Genomic DNA, 21,012 nt, shown 5'->3' with positions numbered 1-21,012 from the left:
CAACTCGCACCAGGAAATGAAGGGAACACCATGAAGAATCTGACCAAGATCGGCGGAGTTACCGCCCTCGTGGCAGCGCTCGCGCTGACCGCTTGCGGTGGCGGTGGCGGCGGCACCCAGGGGCCGGAGGCCGGCAAGGGCCAGGATGCTGGCAGTGATCTGACCAAGCTCGTCAGCATCAACGCCAAGGACGTCAAGGACCTGCAGCCGGGCGGCACGGTCACGCTGCCGCTGGGCAACATCGGGCCGGACTTCAACGGGTTCTCCAACAACGGCAACAGCGCGGACAACACCGCCCTGATGGTCCCGGTAAACCCGGTCGCCGTGAACGGCGGCGGCATCGGCGGCTGCTGGAAGCTCGACTTCGTGGGCAAGGCCACCCCGAACAAAGACTTCTGCGAGTCGGTGGACAGCAAGATCACGGATGGCAAGCAGACCATCACCATCAAGATCAATGACAAAGCCAGCTACAACGACGGCACGCCGATCGACGTGAAGGCGTTCCAAAACACCTGGAATGTGCTCAAGGGCGAAAACAAGGACTACGACGTCGTCAGCTCCGGAGCCTACGAGTTTGTTGAGTCCGTTGAGGCCGGCAGCAGCGACAAAGAAGTCATCGTCAAGACCACCCAGCCGGTCTACCCGCTGGAATCCCTCTTCTTCGGCCTGGTTCACCCGGCCGTGAACACCCCCGAGATCTTCAACACCGGATTCACCGGCGAGATGCACCCGGAGTGGATGGCCGGCCCGTTCAAGGTCGACCAGTACGACAGCGCCGCCAAGACCGTCACGCTCGTCCAGAACGAGAAGTGGTGGGGCACCAAGCCCGTCCTGGAGAAGGTGGTCTTCCGCCAGCTGGAGAGCAGCGCCGCCATCGCCGCCTTCAAGAACGGTGAGATCGACGGCGTTTCCGCCAACACCATCACGCCGTACAAGCAGCTCGACGGCACCAAGGATTCGGAAATCCGCCGCGGCCAGCGTCTCTTCGCCGGCGGCCTGAACATCAACGCCCAGAAGGCGCCGATGACCGACGTCGCCATCCGCAAGGCCATCTTCACGGCCGTCGACCGCGAGGCCCTCCGCAAGGTCCGGTTCAACGGCCTGAACTGGGAAGAGCCCAGCTCCGGATCGATGATGCTGCTGCCTTTCTCCGAGTACTACCAGGACAACTACCCCGTGACCGAGACCGGCGGCGACGCCGCCAAGAAGGTCCTGACCGACGCCGGCTACACGGCCAACGCCGCAGGCATCATGGAGAAGGACGGCGTCCCGGCTGCGTTCAAGATCAGCAACTTCGGCGACGACCCCACCACCCTGGCCTTTGCCCAGACGCTGCAGAACCAGCTCAAGGCCGGCGGCATGGACGTCGGAATCGACCAGCGTGCCTCTGCCGACTTCGGCAAGGTCCTCGGCAGCCGCGACTTCTTCCTGAGCATCTCCGGCTACACGGTCGGCTCTGACGCCACGGACGCGGTCAAGCAGTTCTACGATTCCAAGACCAACGAAAACGAGCTCGGCGACGCCGAACTCGACGCTGAGATCGCCAAGCTGGCCTCGATCGAGGACAACGCCGAGCGGAACAAGGCGGCCATGGAAGTAGAGAAGAAGCACATGGAGAAGTACTTCTCGATGGGTGTCGTGATGAACGGCCCGCAGATCTCCTTCGCCCGCACCGGACTGGCCAACTACGGCCCGTCCCTGTTCCAGAGCCTGTCCCAGGTTCCGGACTGGACCACCCTCGGCTGGGTCAAGAAGTAACCCTTCCGACGCTCTCTCACCTTTAGCAGCTTTTCAGGCGACGCTCCCTCAACTTCCGGGGGAGCGTCGCCTGACTTGTTGCGAAATCTGAGGGAGCATCGGGTGGGCGTCCAGGGGTAGCGTATGAGCCATGACAACAGATTCCTCCCGGCCCATTCGTGTCGCCGTTGCCGGCTTCGGCCTCTCCGGCAGCGTCTTCCACGCGCCGCTGATCGCGGCCGTCCCCGCCTTTTCCCTCGACGTCATCTCCACGTCCGACGCCGGCCGGAAGGCCGCGGCGTCCGCAAGCTATCCCGCGGCCAGAATCGTCGACAGTCCGGCGGACATCCTGGAACTGGCCGGTGAACTGGACTTGCTGGTGCTCGGCACGCCGCCGGCCACTCACTACCCGCTAGCGAAGGCCGCGCTGGAAGCCGGGCTCGACGTCGTCGTCGACAAGCCCTTCACGGTGCACAGCGCGGAAGGGGAGGAACTGATTGCCTTGGCCGAACGGCTGGGCCGGGTCCTCACGGTCTTCCAGAACCGGCGCTGGGACGGGGACTTCCTCACCGTCCGCGGCCTGCTGGACAGCGGCGGGCTTGGCGTCGTCTCGCGGTTCGAATCACGCTTTGAGCGCTGGTCACCCGATGTCGCCAAAGCCTGGAAGGCGTCCGCCACAGCCGATGACGGCGGCGGCGTGCTGTTCGACCTCGGCACGCACCTGCTGGACCAGGCGCTTGAACTCTTCGGACCGGCCACGGTGGTCCACGCGGAACTCCAGGCGCGGCGCCCGGGGGAGAAGGTCGACGACGACGTATTCCTGGCTCTGCGGCACGAATCCGGCGTCCTCAGCCATCTGTGGATGAACATGCTCTGCGCCCAGCAGGCGCCCCGCTTCCGGCTGCTGGGCAGCGAGGGCGCCTACACCAAACACGGCATCGACCCGCAGGAACCGTACATTGTGGCCGGCGGCAGCCCCTTGGACGAGGAATACGGCGTCGAGGACCCGGACTGGGCCGGATTGCTTGGCCGGGACGGGCACCTGGACCGGCTGCCCACCGAGCGGGGCGGCTACCCGGAGTTCTACCGGATCCTGGCGGAGAAGATCAGCGACGGCGGTGCTGCCTCCGCGCGGCCTGTCCCGGTGGATCCGGCGGGCCCGGTTGAAGTCCTGCGGCTGATCGAGCAGGCCCGGGCGCTGGCCTAAACAGCGATCGACTGCTCCGCTACCGGCCCCCTCGCTTCGCAAGGTCGGCCAGGGAACCCTGCCGGCCCGGGCGCTGGCTTAACAGCGATCGACTGCTCCGCTACCGCCGTTTTGGGGGTCCAGAAGGGCGGTTACGGAGCAGTCGATGCTGCCGGTTGAGCGGAGACCAGCTGGTTACGCGGAGACCAGCTGGTTACGCGGAGACCAGCTGGTGCCAGTCGGCCACGAGGGGCAGGTTGTGCGCCTCGGAGACGGAGCGGTGCGCCACCTTGCCGCCGGCGATGTTGAGGCCAGCCGCCAGGGCGGGGTCCCGCTCGAAGGCCGCCTTGACGCCCAGGTTGGCCAGTGCGACCGCGTAGCGGAGCGTGACGTTGGTCAGCGCGTAGGTGGAGGTGTTCGGCACGGCGCCGGGCATGTTGGCTACGCAGTAGAAGATCGTGTTGTGGACCTTGTACGTCGGCTCCTGGTGCGTGGTGGGGTGCGTGTCCTCGAAGCAGCCGCCCTGGTCGACGGCGATGTCCACCAGCACGGAGCCGGGCTTCATCCGCGAGACAAGCTCGTTCGTGACCAGCTTGGGTGCCTTGGCGCCCGGGATCAGCACGGATCCGATCACGAGGTCGGCGTCAACCACGGACTTCTCGATCTCATAGGCGTTGGAGGCGACAGTCTTCAGGCGCCCCTGGTACTGGGCATCGAGTTCGCGCAGGCGGTTGATGTTGATGTCCAGGATGGTGACATCGGCGCCGAGGCCCAGCGCCATCGCGGCGGCGTTGGTACCGGCAACGCCGGCGCCCAGGACAACCACCTTGGCCGGGCGGACGCCGGGGACGCCGCCGAGCAGCACTCCCTTGCCGCCGGCAGGAGCCATCAGCGAAGTCGCGCCGACCTGGACGGACAGGCGCCCGGCGACCTCCGACATCGGGGCCAGCAGCGGGAGGGTTCGGCCCTCCTGGACGGTCTCGTAGGCGATGGCGGTGACGCCGGCGTTGAGGAGCTGCTGCGTCAGTTCCGGCTCGGCGGCCAAGTGCAGGTAGGTGAAGAGGATCAGGCCTTTGCGGAAGCGGTGGTACTCGGCTTTGATCGGCTCCTTGACCTTCATCACCATGTCGGCGCGGGCCCAGACGTCGTCGGCTTCAGCCACGATCTCGGCGCCGGCGATGGCGTATTCCTCGTCCGTGATGCCGGAGCCCAGGCCTGCACCGCGCTCCACCAGGACCGAGTGGCCGTGCGTGCGGAACTCGTGGACGCCGGCAGCGGTGATGGCGACGCGGAATTCGTTGTTCTTGATCTCTTTGGGAACACCGATGATCATTTTTGTTGGCTCCAGTGCTGGTGGCCTTGTGGGCCGGGGTGTGCGGGATGTCGTAGTTCCAGAATAAATCCCGCTGTGAGGCAGGCGACAAGGACAGACAGGCGGCATCGCGGGCGTTCCGCGGATTTGCGCGGTTTCTGCGAACGGGCAATAGACAACTGTCGAGTCCGGGGACGTCAGGTGTCGCCTGCTGTCCGTTCTCCCCAGTAGTCTGGCAGGATGCAGCAGCAGGACGTGGAACAGCTCGTGGAGCAGGTGGCGCTGAAGCTGGGCCGGGGCCTCTCGCTCGAGGACCTAGACGGGCTCCTGCTCGCCTACAGTTCCAACCAGTCGCATGCGGACCGGGTCAGGGTGAACTTCCTGCTCAGCAAGCGGGTGCCGGTGGATGTCAGCGCCTGGCAGCTCTCGCACGGGATCGCGACGGCGGTGCGCCCCGTCGTCGTTCCGGCGAACGAGGAGCTGGGAATGCTCGGCCGGGTCTGCGTGCCGCTGCTGGTGCGTGGTTTCCGGGTGGGTTACCTGTGGGTCCAGCTCGACGCCGAGGAGCCCAGTGCTACTTCGGTGCTGACCCACCTCCCTGACGTTGCCCGGGAGGTGGAGCAGCTCTCCGCCTTGCTGCTGGATTCCAACACTGCGGAGTCGGAGTTCCGTCGACGCCGCGAGCAGGAATTCCTCGCCGCCTGCCGGGGTGAGTCCAACGCGGTCGCTGCCGTGGCCGGTTGGAAGGAAGTGCAGGGACGCGGGCCCTGGCAGCTTGTGACCGTACTCGACGCCGACGGCTGGGCCGAGGGATCGGACCCCATCGCCTCCACCCTGATCCACCGCTCCGCCGCGCTGCAGGCCACGATCGGCGTGGACGCGGCCCTGTTCAGCGCCGGCACCGAAACCCACGCCGTTGTCTTGTTCCAGGAATCCACCGGCCGGGCGAACCACGCCCAGGTCCTCGTCCACTACCAGCTGGAGCTCGCCAAACGCTCCGGACGGCCCGTCCGCCGGATCATCCTCGGCACGTCCGAGGGCTTCACCAAGCCACGGGACCTCCCCGAGGCGTACCGCGAGTCCCGGCAGGCGGCGCAGGCCGCGGCGGTGGACCCCCAGCTGGGCGAACTGGTCGACTCCCGCGCCACCGGGCTCTACCAGCTGCTGGCCTCAGCCGGGGGCGGTGCAGGGGCCTGGGCGGATTCGGGCTCGGTCTACTTCCGCCTCCTGGAGGACCAGGACCGGAACGGGGAACTCCTGCCCGTGCTCGAGCTGTTCTATGACAACGACGGCTCGGTCCAGGAAGTGGCCGACAAACTGCATCTGCACCGGAGCAGCATCTACAACCGGCTCGGCCGGATCCGGCAGCTTCTGGGCGTGGATCCGCTCAAGGGAATGGTGCGGCTGGAACTCCACGCGGCGCTCAAGGCGCGGCGCTGGGCGGAACGGCCCAGAATCTAGCGGGCGGACGCTAGCCGCCGTGGCCGTCCCGTTTGGGGCTGTCGGCGTCTAGGGTAAGGTCCGTCGCGGACCGGCGTCCGGGCCCGCCGGCGGCGTCCGGGCGCGCCGTTTCCCGCGCCGTCTCCTCGCGCGCCGTTTCCCGCCTGCGGCGAGCAATCCTGCTGTCCATCCACATGGAGACCGCCACGAAGGCGACACAGCTGGACATGAAAGTGGCCGTGTTGTTCAGGCCCATCGCGGTTCCGAGGATGCCGGTGAGCACCATGGCGGCTATGCCAGCCACGATGTGCCACCCTCTGAACTTACCCACGATTCAAGCGTAACCCCGGCCTTCTCCGCGTTTCCGCGCCGGGCCGGGATCGTTGCTTGATCCTTATCACGGCTTCACGAACCATCCGGGGCACCGTCATGCTCGGCTCCCCTGGCGCCGTCGGCAGTACTGTTCTTCTTCTGCGTTTCAAGCCAGGCCATGATGTCCGCCAGCCTGATGCGGCGGTGCGTGCCCCGGTATTCCACCGGGATTTCGCCCCGGTCCGTCATATTCCGCAGGTAGGTATGCGAGATACCGGCCAGCTCCGCGGCCTTCGAGGTGGTGAGCATCTCCTCGACGCTGCTGACCGTGACCGCCTCGCCGCGGCTGAACCGGCTGAGCAGATCGACGACGGCGTCCCGCGCCTGCGGCGGCAGCCGATGCACCGTGCCGTCCACGAAAACAGTGATGTCGTCGCTGCCGTTCAGGGCGTACTTGAGTTTCTGCGCGTCCTCGGCTGGAAGGCCGGCCGTCACCCGGGGAGCTATCAGTGCCATGGAGTGCATCCTAGCGCCCCGGGTGGAGGCTTACGCCGCCGAACTGCCGCGCTACAGCCCGAGCTCCTCAAGCACCGGCAGCTTCTCCCGGACCCATGCCCGCGCCTCCGTCGCGCTGGGCGCGGAGAGTGCCAGCTTGGCAAGCTCCTGCGCCTCGGCGAGGGTGACGGTCTTGAGCACGGCGGACACGGCCGCGATCGATCGCGCCGTCATGGACAGTGTGGTGACGCCCAGCCCGGTGAGGACGACGGCGAGGGCAGGGTCCGCTGCGGCCTCGCCGCAGACACCCACCGGCTTGTTGTGGCCCTCCGCGGCGGAGCCCTCGACCGTCAGGCCGACCAGCCGGAGCACGGCGGGCTGCCACGGGGTGTTCAGGGCCGCGAGCGGGCCGAGCTGGCGGTCCGCCGCCATGGCGTACTGCGTGAGGTCGTTGGTGCCCAGGCTGGCGAAGCCGACCTCGCGGAGGATGGCCTCGGCGGTCAGGGCCGCGGAGGGTACCTCCACCATGACACCGGGGGTTTTGATCCCGGCCGCGGTGCACATCCCGGCGAACCGGGCGGCTTCCTCGGCCGTGGAAATCATCGGCGCCATGACCCAAACGTCCGCTTCGGATTCCTGCTCCGCCCGGGCGATGGCCTGCAGCTGGCGTTCCAGTACACCTGGCGTGGTGAAGTCGGTCCGGTAGCCGCGGACGCCGAGGGCCGGGTTGGGCTCGGTGGCGTCGGTCAGGAAGGGCAGGGGCTTGTCAGCTCCCGCGTCGAGGGTCCGGAGCACCACCTTTTTCCCTGGGAAGGCGTCGAAGACGCCCTTGTAGGCGGCGGCCTGCTCGTCCACAGTGGGTTCGGTGTCTCGTTCCAGGAAGCAGAACTCGGTGCGGAAGAGGCCCACTCCCTGGGCGTTCAGCGCGGCGGCTGCCACGGCGTCCTTGGCTCCGCCGACGTTGGCCAGGAGCGGCACCAGGTGACCGTCCGCCGTCGCGCCCGTGCCGTCAAAGTCGGCCAGCAGCGAGGCGGTGGCCGCCCAGTGGGCTGCGGCCGCGCGCTCGGATTCGCCCGGGTCCACCGTGATCAAACCGGCGGCGCCGTCCACGTACACCTCGGTCCCGTCGGGGAGCTCGTCGACGCCGGCCGCGGCCACGACGGCGGGCAGGCCCAGGGACCGGGCAATGATGGCGGTGTGCGACTGCGGCCCACCGCCGGCCGTGAGCAGCGCCAGGACCTTCTCCGGGTCCAGGGTCGCGGTGTCGGCGGGTGCGAGGTCCTCGGCGATGAGGATGAACGGCGTGGCGGACGTGGGGATGCCGGGGGCGGGCACGCCCCGCAGTTCGGCCACGATCCGGGCGCGGACGTCCAGGACGTCGGTAGCGCGCTCGGCCATGTAGCCGCCCAGGTTGTGCAGCATCTCCGAGACGGAGGCGCCGGCTTCCCAGATGGCCCGCTGGTTGGAGGCCCCGCGGCCGATCAGCTTGGCGGCGCTCTTCAGGAGCATGGTGTCCGTGGCCATGAGTGCCGTGGCCTCCAGGACTGCCTTCCCGTCCCCGCTGACAGTCTCGGACCGGGCCTTGAGCTCGTCGTGGACTGCCCTGGCGGCCGCTTTCAGCGCCGCCGTGGCTTCCTCCGCCGTGCCGCCGGCCGGCAGTTGTTCGCCCGCCGGGGGTTCGCTGATCGGTTTGGGCATCTGGCGGATGGTGCCGATGATGCGGCCGGGGCTGACGCCTACGCCTGGGAAGTTCTGCACTGAAGGTCCTCATTCTCTGCCGTGGCCGGGGCCGGTTCAGGCGCCGCCGCTGATCCGCTAGACCATGTCTGCACCCGGCTGACGGCTACGTCAGCCGGGGGATCGCGGCACCTGAAAAAATTGTATGTGATGCACTTCATATAGCGTTGCTATAGGTGCTAGGGTAGCGGTTATGAGTTTCGATGGCCAGCTTCCGCCCAAAATGCGGCTGCTCCGTGCAGCCGCCGAGTTGCTGGCCAACTCAGCCGGGGCCGCCGTTTCCACCCGCCAGATCACCAAACTGGCGGGGGTGACTGCCCCCACCCTTTACCACCACTTCGGTGACAAGGAAGGGCTGTTCGACGCGGTCGTCGCGGCAGGTTTTGAGGAGTACGTGGCGGACGAACGCGACTTCGCGCCGTCCGGGCAGCCGCTGGAAGATATCCGCCGGATGTGGGACAAGCACGTGCAGTTCGGCCTCAAGCAACCGGAACTGTATTTGGTCATGTTCGGAAATATCCGTCCGGAGAGCCGCCCCGTCATCGTCGCCGATGCCGAGGCGCTCATGGAGGAGCTCCTGAACAAGGCCGCCGTCGCAGGCCAACTCAACGTCCCGCCCCGGGAAGCGGCCAGGAGCATCCTGGCGGCCAACGTGGGCGTGACGCTCATGCTGATCGCGGAAAAGGCGCCGGAGCGGAACCTCGAGCTGTCCGCCATGACCCGTGATGCCATGATCTTCGCCGTTTCCACGGAGCAGGCCCGGGACCACGGGGCTGATAATTCCGGGAAATCCTCGGTGGTCGTCGCGGCCATCGCCTTGAACGCGGCTCTCCAGGCGTCGCACTCGGACCAACTCTCCAGCTCGGAACTCAAGCTGTTCCTCGAATGGCTCCACCGAATCTCTACCAGCTCCACCAGCTAGCTCGTCGAAATCATCGGATCGTCCTGCGGAGCAGCAGGAATCACGGTTAGGAAATCACATGGCAACAGAGACAGTTGCGAAACCCCGTACCAGCGTGCGGGTGGGCGTCCAGAAGTTCGGGACGTTCCTGTCCGGAATGATCATGCCCAACATCGGGGCGTTCATCGCCTGGGGCCTCATCACCGCCCTCTTCATCGAGAAGGGGTGGATCCCCGTACCGGCCCTGGGCGGCTTCGGCACCAACGCCGAGGGCGCGCCGAACGTGGGCCTCGTCGGCCCGATGATCACCTACCTGCTGCCCCTCCTGATTGCCTACACCGGCGGCAAGATGGTGTACGGCCACAGAGGCGGCGTCGTTGGCGCCATCGGCACCATGGGGGTCATTGTCGGCGCCGGTATCCCGATGTTCATCGGTGCCATGATTATGGGCCCCCTCGGCGGCTGGACCATGAAGAAGATCGACGCCATCTGGGACGGGAAAATCCGCCCCGGCTTTGAAATGCTGGTGAACAACTTCTCCGCAGGCATCTGGGGCGCCCTGCTGGCCATGCTCGGGTTCTACGGAATTTCCCCGCTGGTCACGGCTTTCAGCACGGGAGCAGGAAACGTGGTCCAGTTCCTGGTCAATAACGGACTCCTGCCGCTGACCAGCATTTTCATTGAGCCCGCCAAGGTGCTGTTCCTGAACAACGCCATCAACCACGGCGTGCTGACCCCGCTCGGCATCCAGCAGTCCCTGGAGCAGGGCAAGTCCATCCTGTTCCTGCTGGAGGCCAACCCCGGCCCCGGAATCGGCATCCTGCTCGCCTACATGTTCTTCGGCCGCGGCGCTGCCAAGGCGTCGGCGCCGGGCGCAGCGATTATCCAGTTCTTCGGCGGCATCCACGAGATTTACTTCCCCTACGTGCTGATGAAGCCGATCCTGATCCTCGCCGCGATCGGTGGCGGCATGACGGGTATCGCAACACTGTCCATCACGAACGCCGGCCTCGTGGCGCCGGCCGCACCAGGGTCCATCTTCGCGGTGCTCGCCCAGACTTCCCGTGACAGCTACCTAGGCGTGATCCTTGCGGTGGTACTGGCTGCCGCTGTCTCCTTCCTGATCGCCTCAGTAATCCTGAAGTCCAGCAAGACCCCGGTGGGTGACACCGAGGAGGACAGCCTGAACGCGGCCACTTCCCGCATGGAAGAGATGAAAGGCAAGAAGAGTTCCATCTCCTCCGCCCTGACGGGCGCGGGCGCCGGTGGTGCAACCACCGCGGTGCTGGCCGGCCCGGTCAAGAACATCGTCTTCGCCTGCGACGCAGGCATGGGCTCCAGCGCGATGGGCGCCTCGGTGCTCCGGAACAAGATCAAGGCGGCCGGCTACCCGGACGTCAAGGTCACAAATTCCGCGATCGCCAACCTCGACGACACGTACGACGTCGTCATCACGCACCAGGACCTGACCGAACGGGCAAAGCCCGCCACGGCCAGCGCCGTCCATGTGTCGGTGGACAACTTCATGAACAGCCCGCGGTACGACGAGATCGTGGAACTGGTTCGGAGCAGCAACGCCGAGCCGGCGGGCGCGGGCCAGGGCACGCACCTTGCGGAAACCCCCGCAACGGACACCGGTACAGCCCCGGCGGCGGATACCGGCGCGGAAGCCGGGGCCGGCCCTGCAGGCATCCTGGTGGCCGACAGCGTTGTCCTCAACGGCACGGCAACCACGCGGGACGCCGCGATTGACGAGGCGGGCCGGCTGCTGCTGGAGCGCGGCGCCGTCGACTCCGGCTACATTGACGCCATGCACGAGCGAGAGGAGTCCGTGTCCACCTACATGGGCAGCTACCTCGCCATCCCGCACGGTACCAACGCCGCCAAGGACCACATTCTGAAGTCCGCGGTCTCCGTGGTCCGCTACCCCGACGGCATCGACTGGAACGGCAAGGAAGTGAAGTTCGTCGTCGGCGTCGCCGGCATCAACAACGAACACCTCCACATCCTCTCCTCGATCGCGAAGGTCTTCACCAATAAGGCGCAGGTGGCGCAGCTTGAGGCCGCCACGACTGTCGATGAAGTGCTGGACCTGTTCGGAAAGGTCAACTCATAGTGAAGGCTGTTCATTTCGGAGCCGGAAACATCGGGCGCGGATTCGTTGGCCTGCTGCTGCACGAGGCGGGGTACGAGGTGGTGTTCGCGGACGTCGCGGATGCCCTGATCACCCAGCTGGCCGCCGCGGACAGCTACCAGGTCCACGAGGTGGGGGAGGACCCCACCGTCCGCACCGTCACGAACTACCGCGCGCTGAACTCCAGTAGCCAGGAAGCGGACGTCATCGCGGAGATCGCGACGGCGGACATCGTCACCACGGCGGTGGGTCCGCACATCCTGAAGTTCGTGGCCCCGGTGATCGCCAGGGGAATCGCGGCGCGGGCTACGGGGCTGGCGCCGCTGCAGGTGATGGCATGTGAAAACGCCATCAACGCCACGGACATCCTTCGGGACGAAGTGGCGGCCCAATGGGATCCGGCCGCCGGCTCCCTCGATGATGCCGCTGTGTTCGCGAACACAGCGGTGGACCGGATAGTGCCCAACCAGGAGGCGGGCCAGGGCCTGGATGTCACGGTCGAGACGTTCTACGAGTGGGTCATCGACCGCACGCCCTTCGCGGGCAAGGAGCCGGTGATTCCGGGGGCCACCTTCGTGGACAACCTGGAACCTTACATCGAGCGGAAACTGTTCACGGTGAACACCGGCCACGCCGCGGCCGCCTACTTCGGCTTCGAGGCCGGTCTGGAGAAAATCTCCGAGGCCATGGCCGATCAGGACGTGGCGGCGGACGTCAGCGCCGTCCTGGACGAGACCAAGGAACTGCTGGTGGCCAAGCACGGGTTCAACCGCGAGGAGCAGGAAGCCTATGTGCAGAAGATTCTGGGCCGCTTCTCCAACCCGCATCTGCCGGACACCGTGAACCGGGTGGGCCGGGCGCCGTTGCGCAAGCTCAGCCGGCACGAGCGCTTCATTGGCCCGGCGGCGGAACTCGCCGAACGCGGGATCGTCCCGGAAGCCCTGCTCGGTGCGATCGCTGCCGCGCTGCGTTTCAATGATCCGGCCGACGCCGAGGCCGTGGAACTGGCGAAGCTGCTCGCCGCCTCCGCGCCGGATGAGGCAACGGAAAAGATCACTGGCCTTGAGCGGAACCACCCGCTGTTCCAGGCCGTTTCCGCCCTGGTCGAAGAAGCGAAGGCTGTCGTCTGATCAACGCCCTAGCTGGGCCGGCGCCGGAACTCACGCGAGTTCCGGCGTCGGCGTTTATTGCCGTTGCGCTATCACCTACGGCTGCTATCCGCCGGTTTTAGCAACCCAGAGTGACAGGGCAACTCGGCTTCCTTGACCATTAGGCCGCCTGACTGTGACAGGGCAGCCCTCGCGGCCGTCCTCCCGGTGATCGGGAAGATCAACCAGACGCTGCACTCGCCCCAGGGCGCCCCGGCCGATACTCCACCGGGCCCGCCGAGATGACAGAAAACGCCCATGCTCCGCGGGAACATGGGCGTTAACTGTCTCCTCGGCGAAGTGCCGGAGCGTCAGGACGTAGCGGAGCCCTTCGGGACGAACAGGGTATCGGCCTGCTCCAGGGACATTCCGTTGGTCTCCGGCACCTTGAACATCACGAAGAAGAACGACGCCGCCGCGAACAGCGCGTACATGGCGTACGTCAGCGGCAGGGAGGCCGCGGCCATCACAGGGAAGCTCAGGGTGATGGCGAAGTTAGCGACCCACTGGGCAGCAGCGGCGAGGCCCAGGGCACGTGCCCGGATCCGCGACGGGAAGATTTCACCCAGCAGCACCCAGACCAGCGGGCCCCAGGACGCGCCGAAGCTGATGACGAAGACGTTGGCCGCGACGAGGGCCGCGGGACCCCAGGCGCCGGGCAGGGAGATCGCATCGCCTTCGCCGGTGGCCGAGCTGAAGGCCAGCGCCATGGTGCCGAGGGACAGGGCCATGCCGATGGAGCCCGCCAGCAGAATGGGACGGCGGCCGATCCGGTCCACCAGGGCGATTGCCACGAGGGTGACCAGGATGTTCGTGATGGCGGTGGCTACGGAGATCGTGAGCGAGTCCTTCTCCTGGAAGCCCACGGCCTTCCACAGCGTGGTGGAGTAGTAGAAGATCACGTTGATGCCGACGAACTGTTGCAGCACCGACAGGATGATGCCGATCCAGACCACCGGCTGCAGCCCGAGGACCTTGCCCCGCAGGGATCCCTTCTGGCCCGCGAGCCTGTCCTCGTCGATGGCGTTCTTGATGTCGCGCAGATGGCGGTCCGAGTCCTCGTCCGGCGCGATCGACTTGAAGACCTTCAGGGCCTCCGCGTCCTTGCCCTGAAAGACCAGGAACCGCGGGGATTCGGGCAGGGTGTAGGCAATCCAGCCGTACACGATGGCAGGAACGGCCGCGGCCATGAACATCCAGCGCCACGCTTCCAGACCGAACCAGAGGGTCTGGTCCGCTCCGCCCGCCGAGGTCGCGAACAGGGCGTCGGAGAGCAGTGCGGCGAAGATGCCGGTGGTGATCGCCAACTGCTGCAGCGAGGCCAGGCGGCCCCGGACGTGGCGGGGCGAGATCTCGGAAATGTAGGCCGGGGCGATCACGGAGGCCAGGCCGATGCCGAGCCCGCCCACCAGGCGCCAGAAGATCAGGTCCCAGACGCCGAACGCGAAGCCCGTGCCGATGGCGCTGACGAGGAACAGCAGCGCGCCGATCTTCATCGCGGGAATGCGGCCGTAGCGGTCGGCGACCTTGCCGGCGAGGTAGGCGCCGGCCGCACAGCCGAGGAGGGCCACGGCCACCGCGAAGCCGGTCACGGCCTCGCTGAGCGCGAACTCGTCCTTGATGGCGTCGACGGCGCCGTTGACGACGGAGGAGTCGAAGCCGAAGAGGAAGCCGCCGACGGCGCCCGCCACGGCCAGCCAAATGACCCGTTTCGGGATCTTGGTGGCGGTCTGGTCCTGGGTGGTGGTCATGCAGCTCCTCGGCAAGTCGGTCCACGGCCTGCGCCGCAGCTACCAAGTCTTACACCCGACCCGGCGTGCCGCCTGTCACATGGGCAAAAGAGTGAGACGAAACATACACTTTGCTCCTCCCGCAGACGACGACGGCAGGCAGTCCCAAAGACTGCCTGCCGTGTTCGTCTTCCAGCCGTCGCGACCCCCTAGTGCGCTGCGGCTGCGGCCCCTTCCCTGGCGGCCACCTTCGGGTCCGTGAGCTTCTTGTTCGGGAGGGCGAAGCTGATCAGGAAGGCGATGCCGGTCAGTACGGCGGCTGTGAGCATGACCGCGTCGATGGATTGGGCGAAGCCTTCGGTGATGGGGCGGGTGAGCGTCGAGTTGGCCGTGTGCAGCCAGCTGGTGTCGTTCAGTGAATCGTTGCTGGCGCCGTTTTTGAAGAACTCGTAGAGCTTGGCGTTGGCGGGGTCGGCAGCCACGGCCGGATCCTTGAGTACCTTGAGGTAGTCCGCGTTCTGCGCGGCGTCCTTCATGCCCGTGGCGATCTTGTCGGCGGCCATGCTGAACAGCATCGAGATGAACACGGCCGTTCCCACGGCGCCGCCCATTGAGCGGAAGAACGCTGCCGAGGACGTCCCTACGCCCATATCCTTGGCAGGCACCGAGACCTGCATGGCCAGGGTGAGCGGCTGCATGCAGAAGCCGAGGCCCAGGCCGAAGAACACGGCGATGGCCCCGGGGACCCACAGCGGGGTGTCCACCCCGAGGGAGAGGCCCATGACGAGGGCGGCCGCCGTCAGGACGGCCGTGCCCAGGATCGGGAAGATCCGGTAGGTGCCCGACGACGAGATGGTCCGGCCCGCGGTGATGGAGCCGGTGAGGATGCCCACGGTGAAAGTGATCATCATCAGGCCTGCCTCGGTGGGGGTAAGGCCCTTGACCAGTTGCAGGTACATCGGGAGCATCGCGATGGCACCGAACATGCCGATGCCGATGATGAAGTTCAGCAGCGAGGACAGACCGAAGGTGGCGTTGCGGAAGAGCCGGAGCGGGATCAGGGCATAGTCGCCGGCACGCTTCTCTGCCAGCAGAAACGTCACAATGCCCACTATGCCGAGCCCGATGCAGAGCAGGGAACTCGTGGAGGTCCAGCCCCAGCTGCGGCCCTGTTCAGCCACGAGCAGCAGAGGAACGATCGCGAGGGTGATGGCCGCGGCCCCCCAGTAGTCGATCTTCTGCTTCACGTGCTTGGCCGGCAGGTGCAGGTAGAGGAACACGACCGCGAGGGCGGCGAGCCCGATCGGCAGGTTGATGAAGAATACCCAGCGCCACCCGTCGAAACCCAGGATGCTCTCGGAGCCCGCGAATGCCCCGCCAACCACCGGGCCCAGCACCGAGGAGATGCCGAACACGGACATGAAGTAACCCTGGAATTTGGCGCGGTCCTTGAGGGCCACTATGTCGCCGATAATGGTGAGGGCGAGGGCCAGCAGGCCACCGGCACCCAGGCCCTGGACGCCGCGCGCGATGGCGAGTTCGGTCATCGAGTGGACGGATCCGGCGTACAGCGAGCCGGCCAGGAAGATCACGATCGCCGCGAGATACAAGGGACGCCGGCCGAAAATGTCACTGAGCTTGCCGTACAGCGGGGTGCTCACCGTGGACGTGATGAGGTACGCCGTCGTCGCCCAGGCCTGTAGCGAGAGCCCGTCGAGGTCATTGGCAATGGTGTAAATGGATGTCGACACGATTGTCTGGTCCAGCGAGGACAGGAACATGCCGAGCATGAGGCCCACCATGACGGTAATGGTCTGACGGTGGGTCAGGACCTCTCCGGCCGCGCGCACAGAGCTGGTTTTGGACATGGGTGCTCCAGGGGAAAGTTTAGGGATCAAGCACGAAAGTTGCTTTCAGTAACTATCTTACGTGCTGGGTTATTCCCCTAGCCACCCCTCGAGCCGGTGCCGCCCGGTTCCAGCTTCCTTTCAGCGCTGGACGAGGATCCCATCAGGGTCGCACCAGATCATGGCCCCGGGCCGGATGGTGACGCCGTCGATCACCAACTCCACGTCGACCTCCCCAGCACCTGCCTTCGCACTCTTGCGCGGGTTGCTGCCCAGTGCCTTAACCCCCAGCGGAAGCTCAGCGATGGCGGTACGGTCACGGATGGCGCCATTGACGACGACGCCGGCCCACCCGTTGCTGACGGCGCTCGCCGCGATCAGGTCCCCCATTAGGGCGGTCCGGAGCGAGCCGCTGCCGTCAACCACCAGGACGGCGCCGTCGCCCGGTGTCGACAGGGTCGACTTGACGAGTGCATTGTCCTCGAAGCAGCGGACCGTCCGGACCGGTCCGCTGAAGTGCGACTGGCCGCCGATCGACTGGAACTGCAGTGCAAGGGAATCGAGCTCCTCGCCCCGTTCGTCGTAGAGGTCGGCGGTGTTGACGGTCGTTGCGGTCATTGGTGCTCCTTTGACGAGAAATAGGATGCGGATCGTGGTCCCCACGATAGTCTGGCCCCAGACCGTCCATCAGCCTGAGCCACCAGTCCCGGGAGAACAACCATGAGCCTGTCCGAAACGCCGGGAGCGGCTCCGGATCCTGCCGTCGCAGCTCCTGGCGGGGCGATGGCAGTGTCCCTCGCGGAGCCGGAGCGGCGCGTCCGCCCGGTCTGGACCGCGGGCGTGGTTCTTGTAAACCTCGGCATCAATGCGGCGTTCTTCGGCCCGCTCCAGGTTCTGCTCGCACAGCAGGCGGCCGCGTTCAGTGAAGAAGACAAGGAAGCCATCCTTGCACTCGTGACCGGCGCGGGCGCCGCCGTATCGCTCGTGGCCAATCCCTTGTTCGGAGCCTTCAGCGACCGCACCACGTCCCGGTTGGGCCGCCGCGTGCCGTGGGTGGTCTTTGGGGCGGTGCTCGGCGCCGCAGCCTTGATCGCGCTTGCCGGGGCGCCCAACGTCGCTGTCATGACGCTGCTGTGGTGCTTTGTCCAGGTCGGTTGCAACGGCGCCTATGCCGCCATTACCGCCGCAATCCCGGACCGGGTGCCGGTCCGGCAGCGCGGCACGGTGGGCGGGCTGGCCGCCATGGGCCAGACCGTCGGGATCCTGATCGGTGCCGTGATCGCTGCCGCCGTCACGGGAAACTTTGCCGCCGGGTACTTCATCTGCGCGGCGGCGCTGCTCGCCGGCGTCGTGCTCTATTTCTTCAAGAACGACGACGTCCCGCTGCCCTCGGAGGTCCGTCCGGCGTTCAGCCTGGCCGGCTTCGCTAAAAGCTTCTGGGTCTCCCCGGTGCTGTACCCGGACTTTGCCTGGGCATGGCTGACGCGCTTGCTGGTCAACATCGGCAACCATATGGTCACGCTCTACCTGCTGTTCTTCCTCAAGGACGCCGTCCATGTGAAGGAGACCCAGGGCATCGAACCGGAGTTCGGCGTGCTGGTCCTTACCGGGTTGTACGCGCTCATGGTCATCATTACCAGCGTGGTCGGCGGGCGGCTGAGCGACCGGATGGGCAAACGGAAGCCGCTGGTCATTATCTCTTCGGGCATCATCGCCGCGGCCTCGCTCATCCTGGCCGTCGCCCCGACCTGGACCGGTGCCCTGATCGGCGCCTCCGTACTCGGGATCGGCTTCGGCTGCTACCTTGCAGTGGACTTCGCGTTGATAACCGAGGTGTTGCCCAGGGCGCTGAGCCGCGGCAAGGACCTCGGTGTGCTCAACATCGCGAACTCGCTGCCTCAGGTGCTCGCACCGCTGATCGCGTTTCCATTCGTTGCTCTGTGGGGCGGCTATGTTTCGCTCTACGTGGCGGCTGCCGTGATCGGACTTCTGGGCGCAGTTTTCGTCGTCAAAATCAAGGGCGTTGACTGAGCGCGCGATCCCCTAGCTGTGCTCCGCCGGGTCCCGCGCTGATGCGCCGGGGGCCTGCGGCGGTACCGTATAGTGGTCGGGAATTGCCGCGGCAGCGCTGCGGAGGAACCCCCCGGCTGCCGAGAATACCGACCCCCGGAACGTTGCTGATGCCTGAAAACCACTCAGATCTTCCACCGATGGCGCCTCCCCCCACCCTGCCCAGGCAGCGGCTGCGATACACCCGGATCCTCGACGTGGCCGCCGGATACGCCCGCAAGGGCCTGGACTCCGTGATCCTCTCCGAAGTTGCGGCCCAGGCCGATGTTCCACTGGGGACCCTCTACCGGTACTTTCCCTCGCCCACCCAGCTGGTCCTCGCGCTGTACCGCAAGCAGCTGGCAGAGTTACACGCCCCGGAGGAGGCGCGCGCAGCCGCGTCGGCGCGGACCCGGGCTGGCACCCGTGCGCGTATTCCCGCCGGGGACTCCCCGGCCGGCCCGCGGCCCGCGGACCACCCGGCTGCCGCCGGACCAATCGGTCCGGCCCGGACGCACGCCCTGGTCGCGGTGGCGATGGAGATCTTCCACATGCGCCTCATGCAGCCGGCCGTTGAGCAGTGTCTCAGCAAAGCTGTCTACGTGAAGGGCTCGGACACCACCCGGCTGCTGCGCGAGATCGACTCACTGGCGGAACAGGCTGTCACGGCCGTCAGCGGCAGCGCCGGCACCTCCCGGGTGCTGCTGCTGACCGTCACCGGACTGGTGCAGTCCGTCCGTTCCCGCCGCCTCTCCTTGTTCGAGGCGGAGGAAGACCTGAAACAAGCGTGCGCCCTCCTCTCAGGCCCGCGCGGAGGCGCGTAACCGGTCTAGACCAGCAGGGGGAAATCGTTCCCCTTTTCGGTGAGCTAGCTCACTTGAATGTGCGAAGAAACGTTTCACCACGAGCCTACGTCTGGTTATTGAGACCAGCGTGGGCGGCTGCTTGTTTTACCATGGCAGAACCGGAGCGGCCCCGCCGCCAGCACTTCACGGAGAGCTTCACTGCCGGCCCGCCATCCCTGGGCCGCAGCCCGACCCTCCCAGCCCAACTTGAGCATTCTTATGCTTGAGCTTCCCTGAGCCGTGCGCCCACGGTGAGCCCCAGGAGACAACGACGTGTCCATTGAAACGATCATTCCCGATTCGACTTCCCCCGCTGAGCCGGTAGCTCCGCTCAGCGACGAGGAGATCTTCGCGTCCCACCAGGGTGGCAAGCTCTCGATTTCCAGCACCGTCCCGCTGTCCAGCAAGCGCGACCTATCGATTGCCTACACGCCGGGCGTCGCGCAGGTCAGCCGCGCCATTGCGGCCGACCCGGAGCTGGCCAAGACCCTCACCTGGGCCCAGCGGCTCGTCGTCGTGGTCAGTGACGGCACGGCCGTCCTGGGCCTCGGAGACATCGGTGCCAGCGCGTCACTTCCCGTGATGGAAGGCAAGTCCGCCCTGTTCAAGGCCTTCGGCGAACTGGACTCCATCCCGCTGGTGCTCAACACCACCAACGTGGACGAGATCGTAGAGACGCTGGTCCGGCTGCGCCCGAGCTTCGGGGCCGTAAACCTCGAGGACGTCTCGGCGCCGCGCTGCTTCGAGCTGGAGGAAAAGCTCATCGAGGCCCTCGACTGCCCGGTCATGCACGATGACCAGCACGGCACCGCCGTCGTGGTGCTCGCAGCCCTGACCGGCGCCGCAAAGGTGACCGGACGGGAGCTGGAAAGCCTCCGCGTGGTTATTTCCGGTGCCGGGGCGGCCGGAATCGCGGTCGCCGAGATCCTGCTCACCGCCGGCGTGGACGACGTCGTCCTGCTGGACTCGCGCGGCGTGATCAACAAGGTCCGGGCCGACATCGCCGCGGATCCGGGCAGCAAGAAGGCCCAGCTCGCCGGGCGCAGCAATCCCCGCGGCGTCGACGGCGGCCCGGCTGAGGCGCTGCTGGGGGCGGATGTCTTCATCGGCGTCTCCTCCTCGAAGCTCGCCGAAGAGCACCTGAAACTCATGAACCACAGCTCCATCGTCTTCGCCCTGTCCAACCCGGATCCCGAAGTCCTGCCGGAAGTTGCGAGCAGGTACGCGGCGGTCGTTGCCACCGGCCGTAGCGACTTCCCGAACCAGATCAACAATGTCCTGGCGTTCCCCGGAATCTTCCGGGGAGCACTCGATGCCGGCGCCCGCCGGATCACCCCGGCGATGAAGTTGGCCGCGGCCCGCGCCATCGCCGCCCTCGCCGAGGATGGACTCTCCGCGGACTACATCGTGCCGAGCCCGCTGGATCCGCGCGTGGCCCCGGCCGTCTCGGCCGCCGTTGCCGCTGCCGTCGAGGCAGAGTAACCCCCGCAGCACAAGGCCTCCGGAAACCGGACGACGACGGCGACGCTTCCCCTGTTCCGCGGGGGCGGCGTCGCCGTCCTCGTTCGAGCCTGCGGCGGCAGCCCCGCCCGCCTCAGACCGCCATAGACTGGGGCGATGAACCCCGAGACTGTCGTGACGATCCTCTGCGGGCTGGCCATCCTCGTGGGCGTTGCCGGCACCATTATTCCCGTGCTTCCCGGCGGCTTCCTGATCGGCCTCAGCCTGCTGGCCTGGGCGATCTGGGGCGGCGCCGGAACCACGGGATGGGTGGTGTTCGGCGTCGGCATCGTGTTCGTCCTGGCCGGAATGGCGGCCAGCGCCGTCCTGACCGGCCGGAAGCTCAAACAGCACAGCATTCCCAGCCGTTCGGTCGTGGCCGGTCTGGTCCTGGGCGTGGTGGGGATGTTCATCATCCCCGTGGTGGGGCTGTTCGTGGGCTTCGCCGCCGGGCTTCTGTTCAGCGAACTGCACCGCACGCGCGTTTTCGGTACCGCCGTCGCCTCCAGCTGGGCGGCCCTGAAGGCCACCGGCCTCGGAATGATTGTCGAGTTTGGCCTGGCCTGCCTCGCCGCGAGCACTTGGGTAATCGGCCTCTGGGTGGCCGCGTCAGCCTAGGCGAAGCGGACCTCAGACTCC

Annotated in this window: 17 protein-coding genes; 10 read left to right on the top strand and 7 right to left on the bottom strand. The window is 66.7% G+C overall.

The features are described 5' to 3' along the window. Positions 1-30 precede the first annotated feature (30 nt). Together OM977_RS19040 and OM977_RS19035 are read left to right on the top strand one after the other, a co-directional pair. Positions 31-1,758, top strand: coding sequence for an ABC transporter family substrate-binding protein (locus OM977_RS19040; RefSeq protein ID WP_264355422.1), 1,728 nt, complete (start codon positions 31-33; stop codon positions 1,756-1,758). A 130-nt stretch (positions 1,759-1,888) separates the two neighbouring features. Continuing rightward, complete coding sequence (locus tag OM977_RS19035; RefSeq protein ID WP_264355421.1) at positions 1,889-2,944, top strand: Gfo/Idh/MocA family protein; 1,056 nt, start codon at positions 1,889-1,891, stop codon at positions 2,942-2,944. Between the two features lie 193 nt (positions 2,945-3,137). Here OM977_RS19035 and ald read toward each other — a convergent pair whose 3' ends face one another. After that, entirely contained in the window at positions 3,138-4,256 is a 1,119-nt protein-coding gene (gene ald / locus OM977_RS19030; protein WP_264355420.1) for an alanine dehydrogenase, read from the bottom strand. A 219-nt stretch (positions 4,257-4,475) separates the two neighbouring features. Here ald and OM977_RS19025 point away from each other — a divergent pair, with 219 nt between their 5' ends. Further along, a complete protein-coding gene (locus tag OM977_RS19025) occupies positions 4,476-5,696 on the top strand; it encodes a PucR family transcriptional regulator (protein ID WP_264355419.1) in 1,221 nt (406 codons plus the stop codon). A 10-nt stretch (positions 5,697-5,706) separates the two neighbouring features. Here OM977_RS19025 and OM977_RS19020 read toward each other — a convergent pair whose 3' ends face one another. The 3 genes from OM977_RS19020 to ptsP form a co-directional block, all read right to left on the bottom strand. Next, positions 5,707-6,006 carry a hypothetical protein gene (locus OM977_RS19020; RefSeq protein WP_264355418.1) on the bottom strand — a complete coding sequence of 100 codons (300 nt, stop codon included), beginning with the start codon at positions 6,004-6,006 and terminating at the stop codon, positions 5,707-5,709. Between the two features lie 74 nt (positions 6,007-6,080). Continuing rightward, entirely contained in the window at positions 6,081-6,503 is a 423-nt protein-coding gene (locus OM977_RS19015) for a helix-turn-helix domain-containing protein (protein ID WP_264355417.1), read from the bottom strand. 51 nt (positions 6,504-6,554) lie between these two features. After that, the gene (gene ptsP, locus OM977_RS19010; RefSeq protein WP_264355416.1) at positions 6,555-8,240 is read right to left on the bottom strand and encodes a phosphoenolpyruvate--protein phosphotransferase; all 1,686 of its coding nucleotides are present in this window, start codon (positions 8,238-8,240) and stop codon (positions 6,555-6,557) included. Between the two features lie 172 nt (positions 8,241-8,412). Here ptsP and OM977_RS19005 point away from each other — a divergent pair, with 172 nt between their 5' ends. From OM977_RS19005 to OM977_RS18995, 3 genes are read left to right on the top strand one after another with little or no spacing between them, the layout of a single operon-like run. Next, positions 8,413-9,141 (top strand): TetR/AcrR family transcriptional regulator, encoded by a 729-nt coding sequence (locus OM977_RS19005; RefSeq protein WP_264355415.1) that lies wholly within the window; start codon positions 8,413-8,415, stop codon positions 9,139-9,141. Between the two features lie 58 nt (positions 9,142-9,199). After that, a complete protein-coding gene (locus tag OM977_RS19000; RefSeq protein ID WP_264355414.1) occupies positions 9,200-11,236 on the top strand; it encodes a PTS mannitol transporter subunit IICBA in 2,037 nt (678 codons plus the stop codon). Then, on the top strand, positions 11,236-12,384 hold the full coding sequence (locus OM977_RS18995) for a mannitol-1-phosphate 5-dehydrogenase (protein WP_264355413.1): 1,149 nt from the start codon (positions 11,236-11,238) through the stop codon (positions 12,382-12,384). The genes OM977_RS19000 and OM977_RS18995 overlap by 1 nt, the downstream gene beginning before the upstream one ends. Before the next feature lie 329 nt (positions 12,385-12,713). Here OM977_RS18995 and OM977_RS18990 read toward each other — a convergent pair whose 3' ends face one another. The 3 genes from OM977_RS18990 to rraA all read right to left on the bottom strand — a co-directional run bounded on the left by OM977_RS18990 (position 12,714) and on the right by rraA (position 16,597). Continuing rightward, on the bottom strand, positions 12,714-14,153 hold the full coding sequence (locus OM977_RS18990; RefSeq protein ID WP_264355412.1) for a sugar porter family MFS transporter: 1,440 nt from the start codon (positions 14,151-14,153) through the stop codon (positions 12,714-12,716). Between the two features lie 188 nt (positions 14,154-14,341). After that, entirely contained in the window at positions 14,342-16,000 is a 1,659-nt protein-coding gene (locus OM977_RS18985; protein WP_264355411.1) for an MDR family MFS transporter, read from the bottom strand. 120 nt (positions 16,001-16,120) lie between these two features. Next, a complete protein-coding gene (gene rraA / locus OM977_RS18980; protein WP_264355410.1) occupies positions 16,121-16,597 on the bottom strand; it encodes a ribonuclease E activity regulator RraA in 477 nt (158 codons plus the stop codon). 102 nt (positions 16,598-16,699) lie between these two features. Here rraA and OM977_RS18975 point away from each other — a divergent pair, with 102 nt between their 5' ends. The 4 genes from OM977_RS18975 (at position 16,700) to OM977_RS18960 (ending at position 20,991) form a co-directional block, all read left to right on the top strand. Next, complete coding sequence (locus OM977_RS18975) at positions 16,700-18,010, top strand: MFS transporter (RefSeq protein WP_264355409.1); 1,311 nt, start codon at positions 16,700-16,702, stop codon at positions 18,008-18,010. A 149-nt stretch (positions 18,011-18,159) separates the two neighbouring features. Next, positions 18,160-18,852 carry a helix-turn-helix domain-containing protein gene (locus OM977_RS18970; protein ID WP_264355408.1) on the top strand — a complete coding sequence of 231 codons (693 nt, stop codon included), beginning with the start codon at positions 18,160-18,162 and terminating at the stop codon, positions 18,850-18,852. Between the two features lie 294 nt (positions 18,853-19,146). Then, entirely contained in the window at positions 19,147-20,355 is a 1,209-nt protein-coding gene (locus OM977_RS18965) for an NAD(P)-dependent malic enzyme (protein ID WP_264355407.1), read from the top strand. Positions 20,356-20,490: 135 nt separating this feature from the next. Beyond that, on the top strand, positions 20,491-20,991 hold the full coding sequence (locus OM977_RS18960; RefSeq protein ID WP_264355406.1) for a DUF456 domain-containing protein: 501 nt from the start codon (positions 20,491-20,493) through the stop codon (positions 20,989-20,991). The last annotated feature ends 21 nt before the right edge of the window (positions 20,992-21,012 follow it).

The sequence above is a fragment of the Pseudarthrobacter sp. MM222 genome (assembly GCF_947090775.1).
GTDB lineage: Bacteria > Actinomycetota > Actinomycetes > Actinomycetales > Micrococcaceae > Arthrobacter.
Note: the sequence above shows the minus strand (reverse complement) of the source record. Positions and strands in the feature narration are given on the sequence as shown.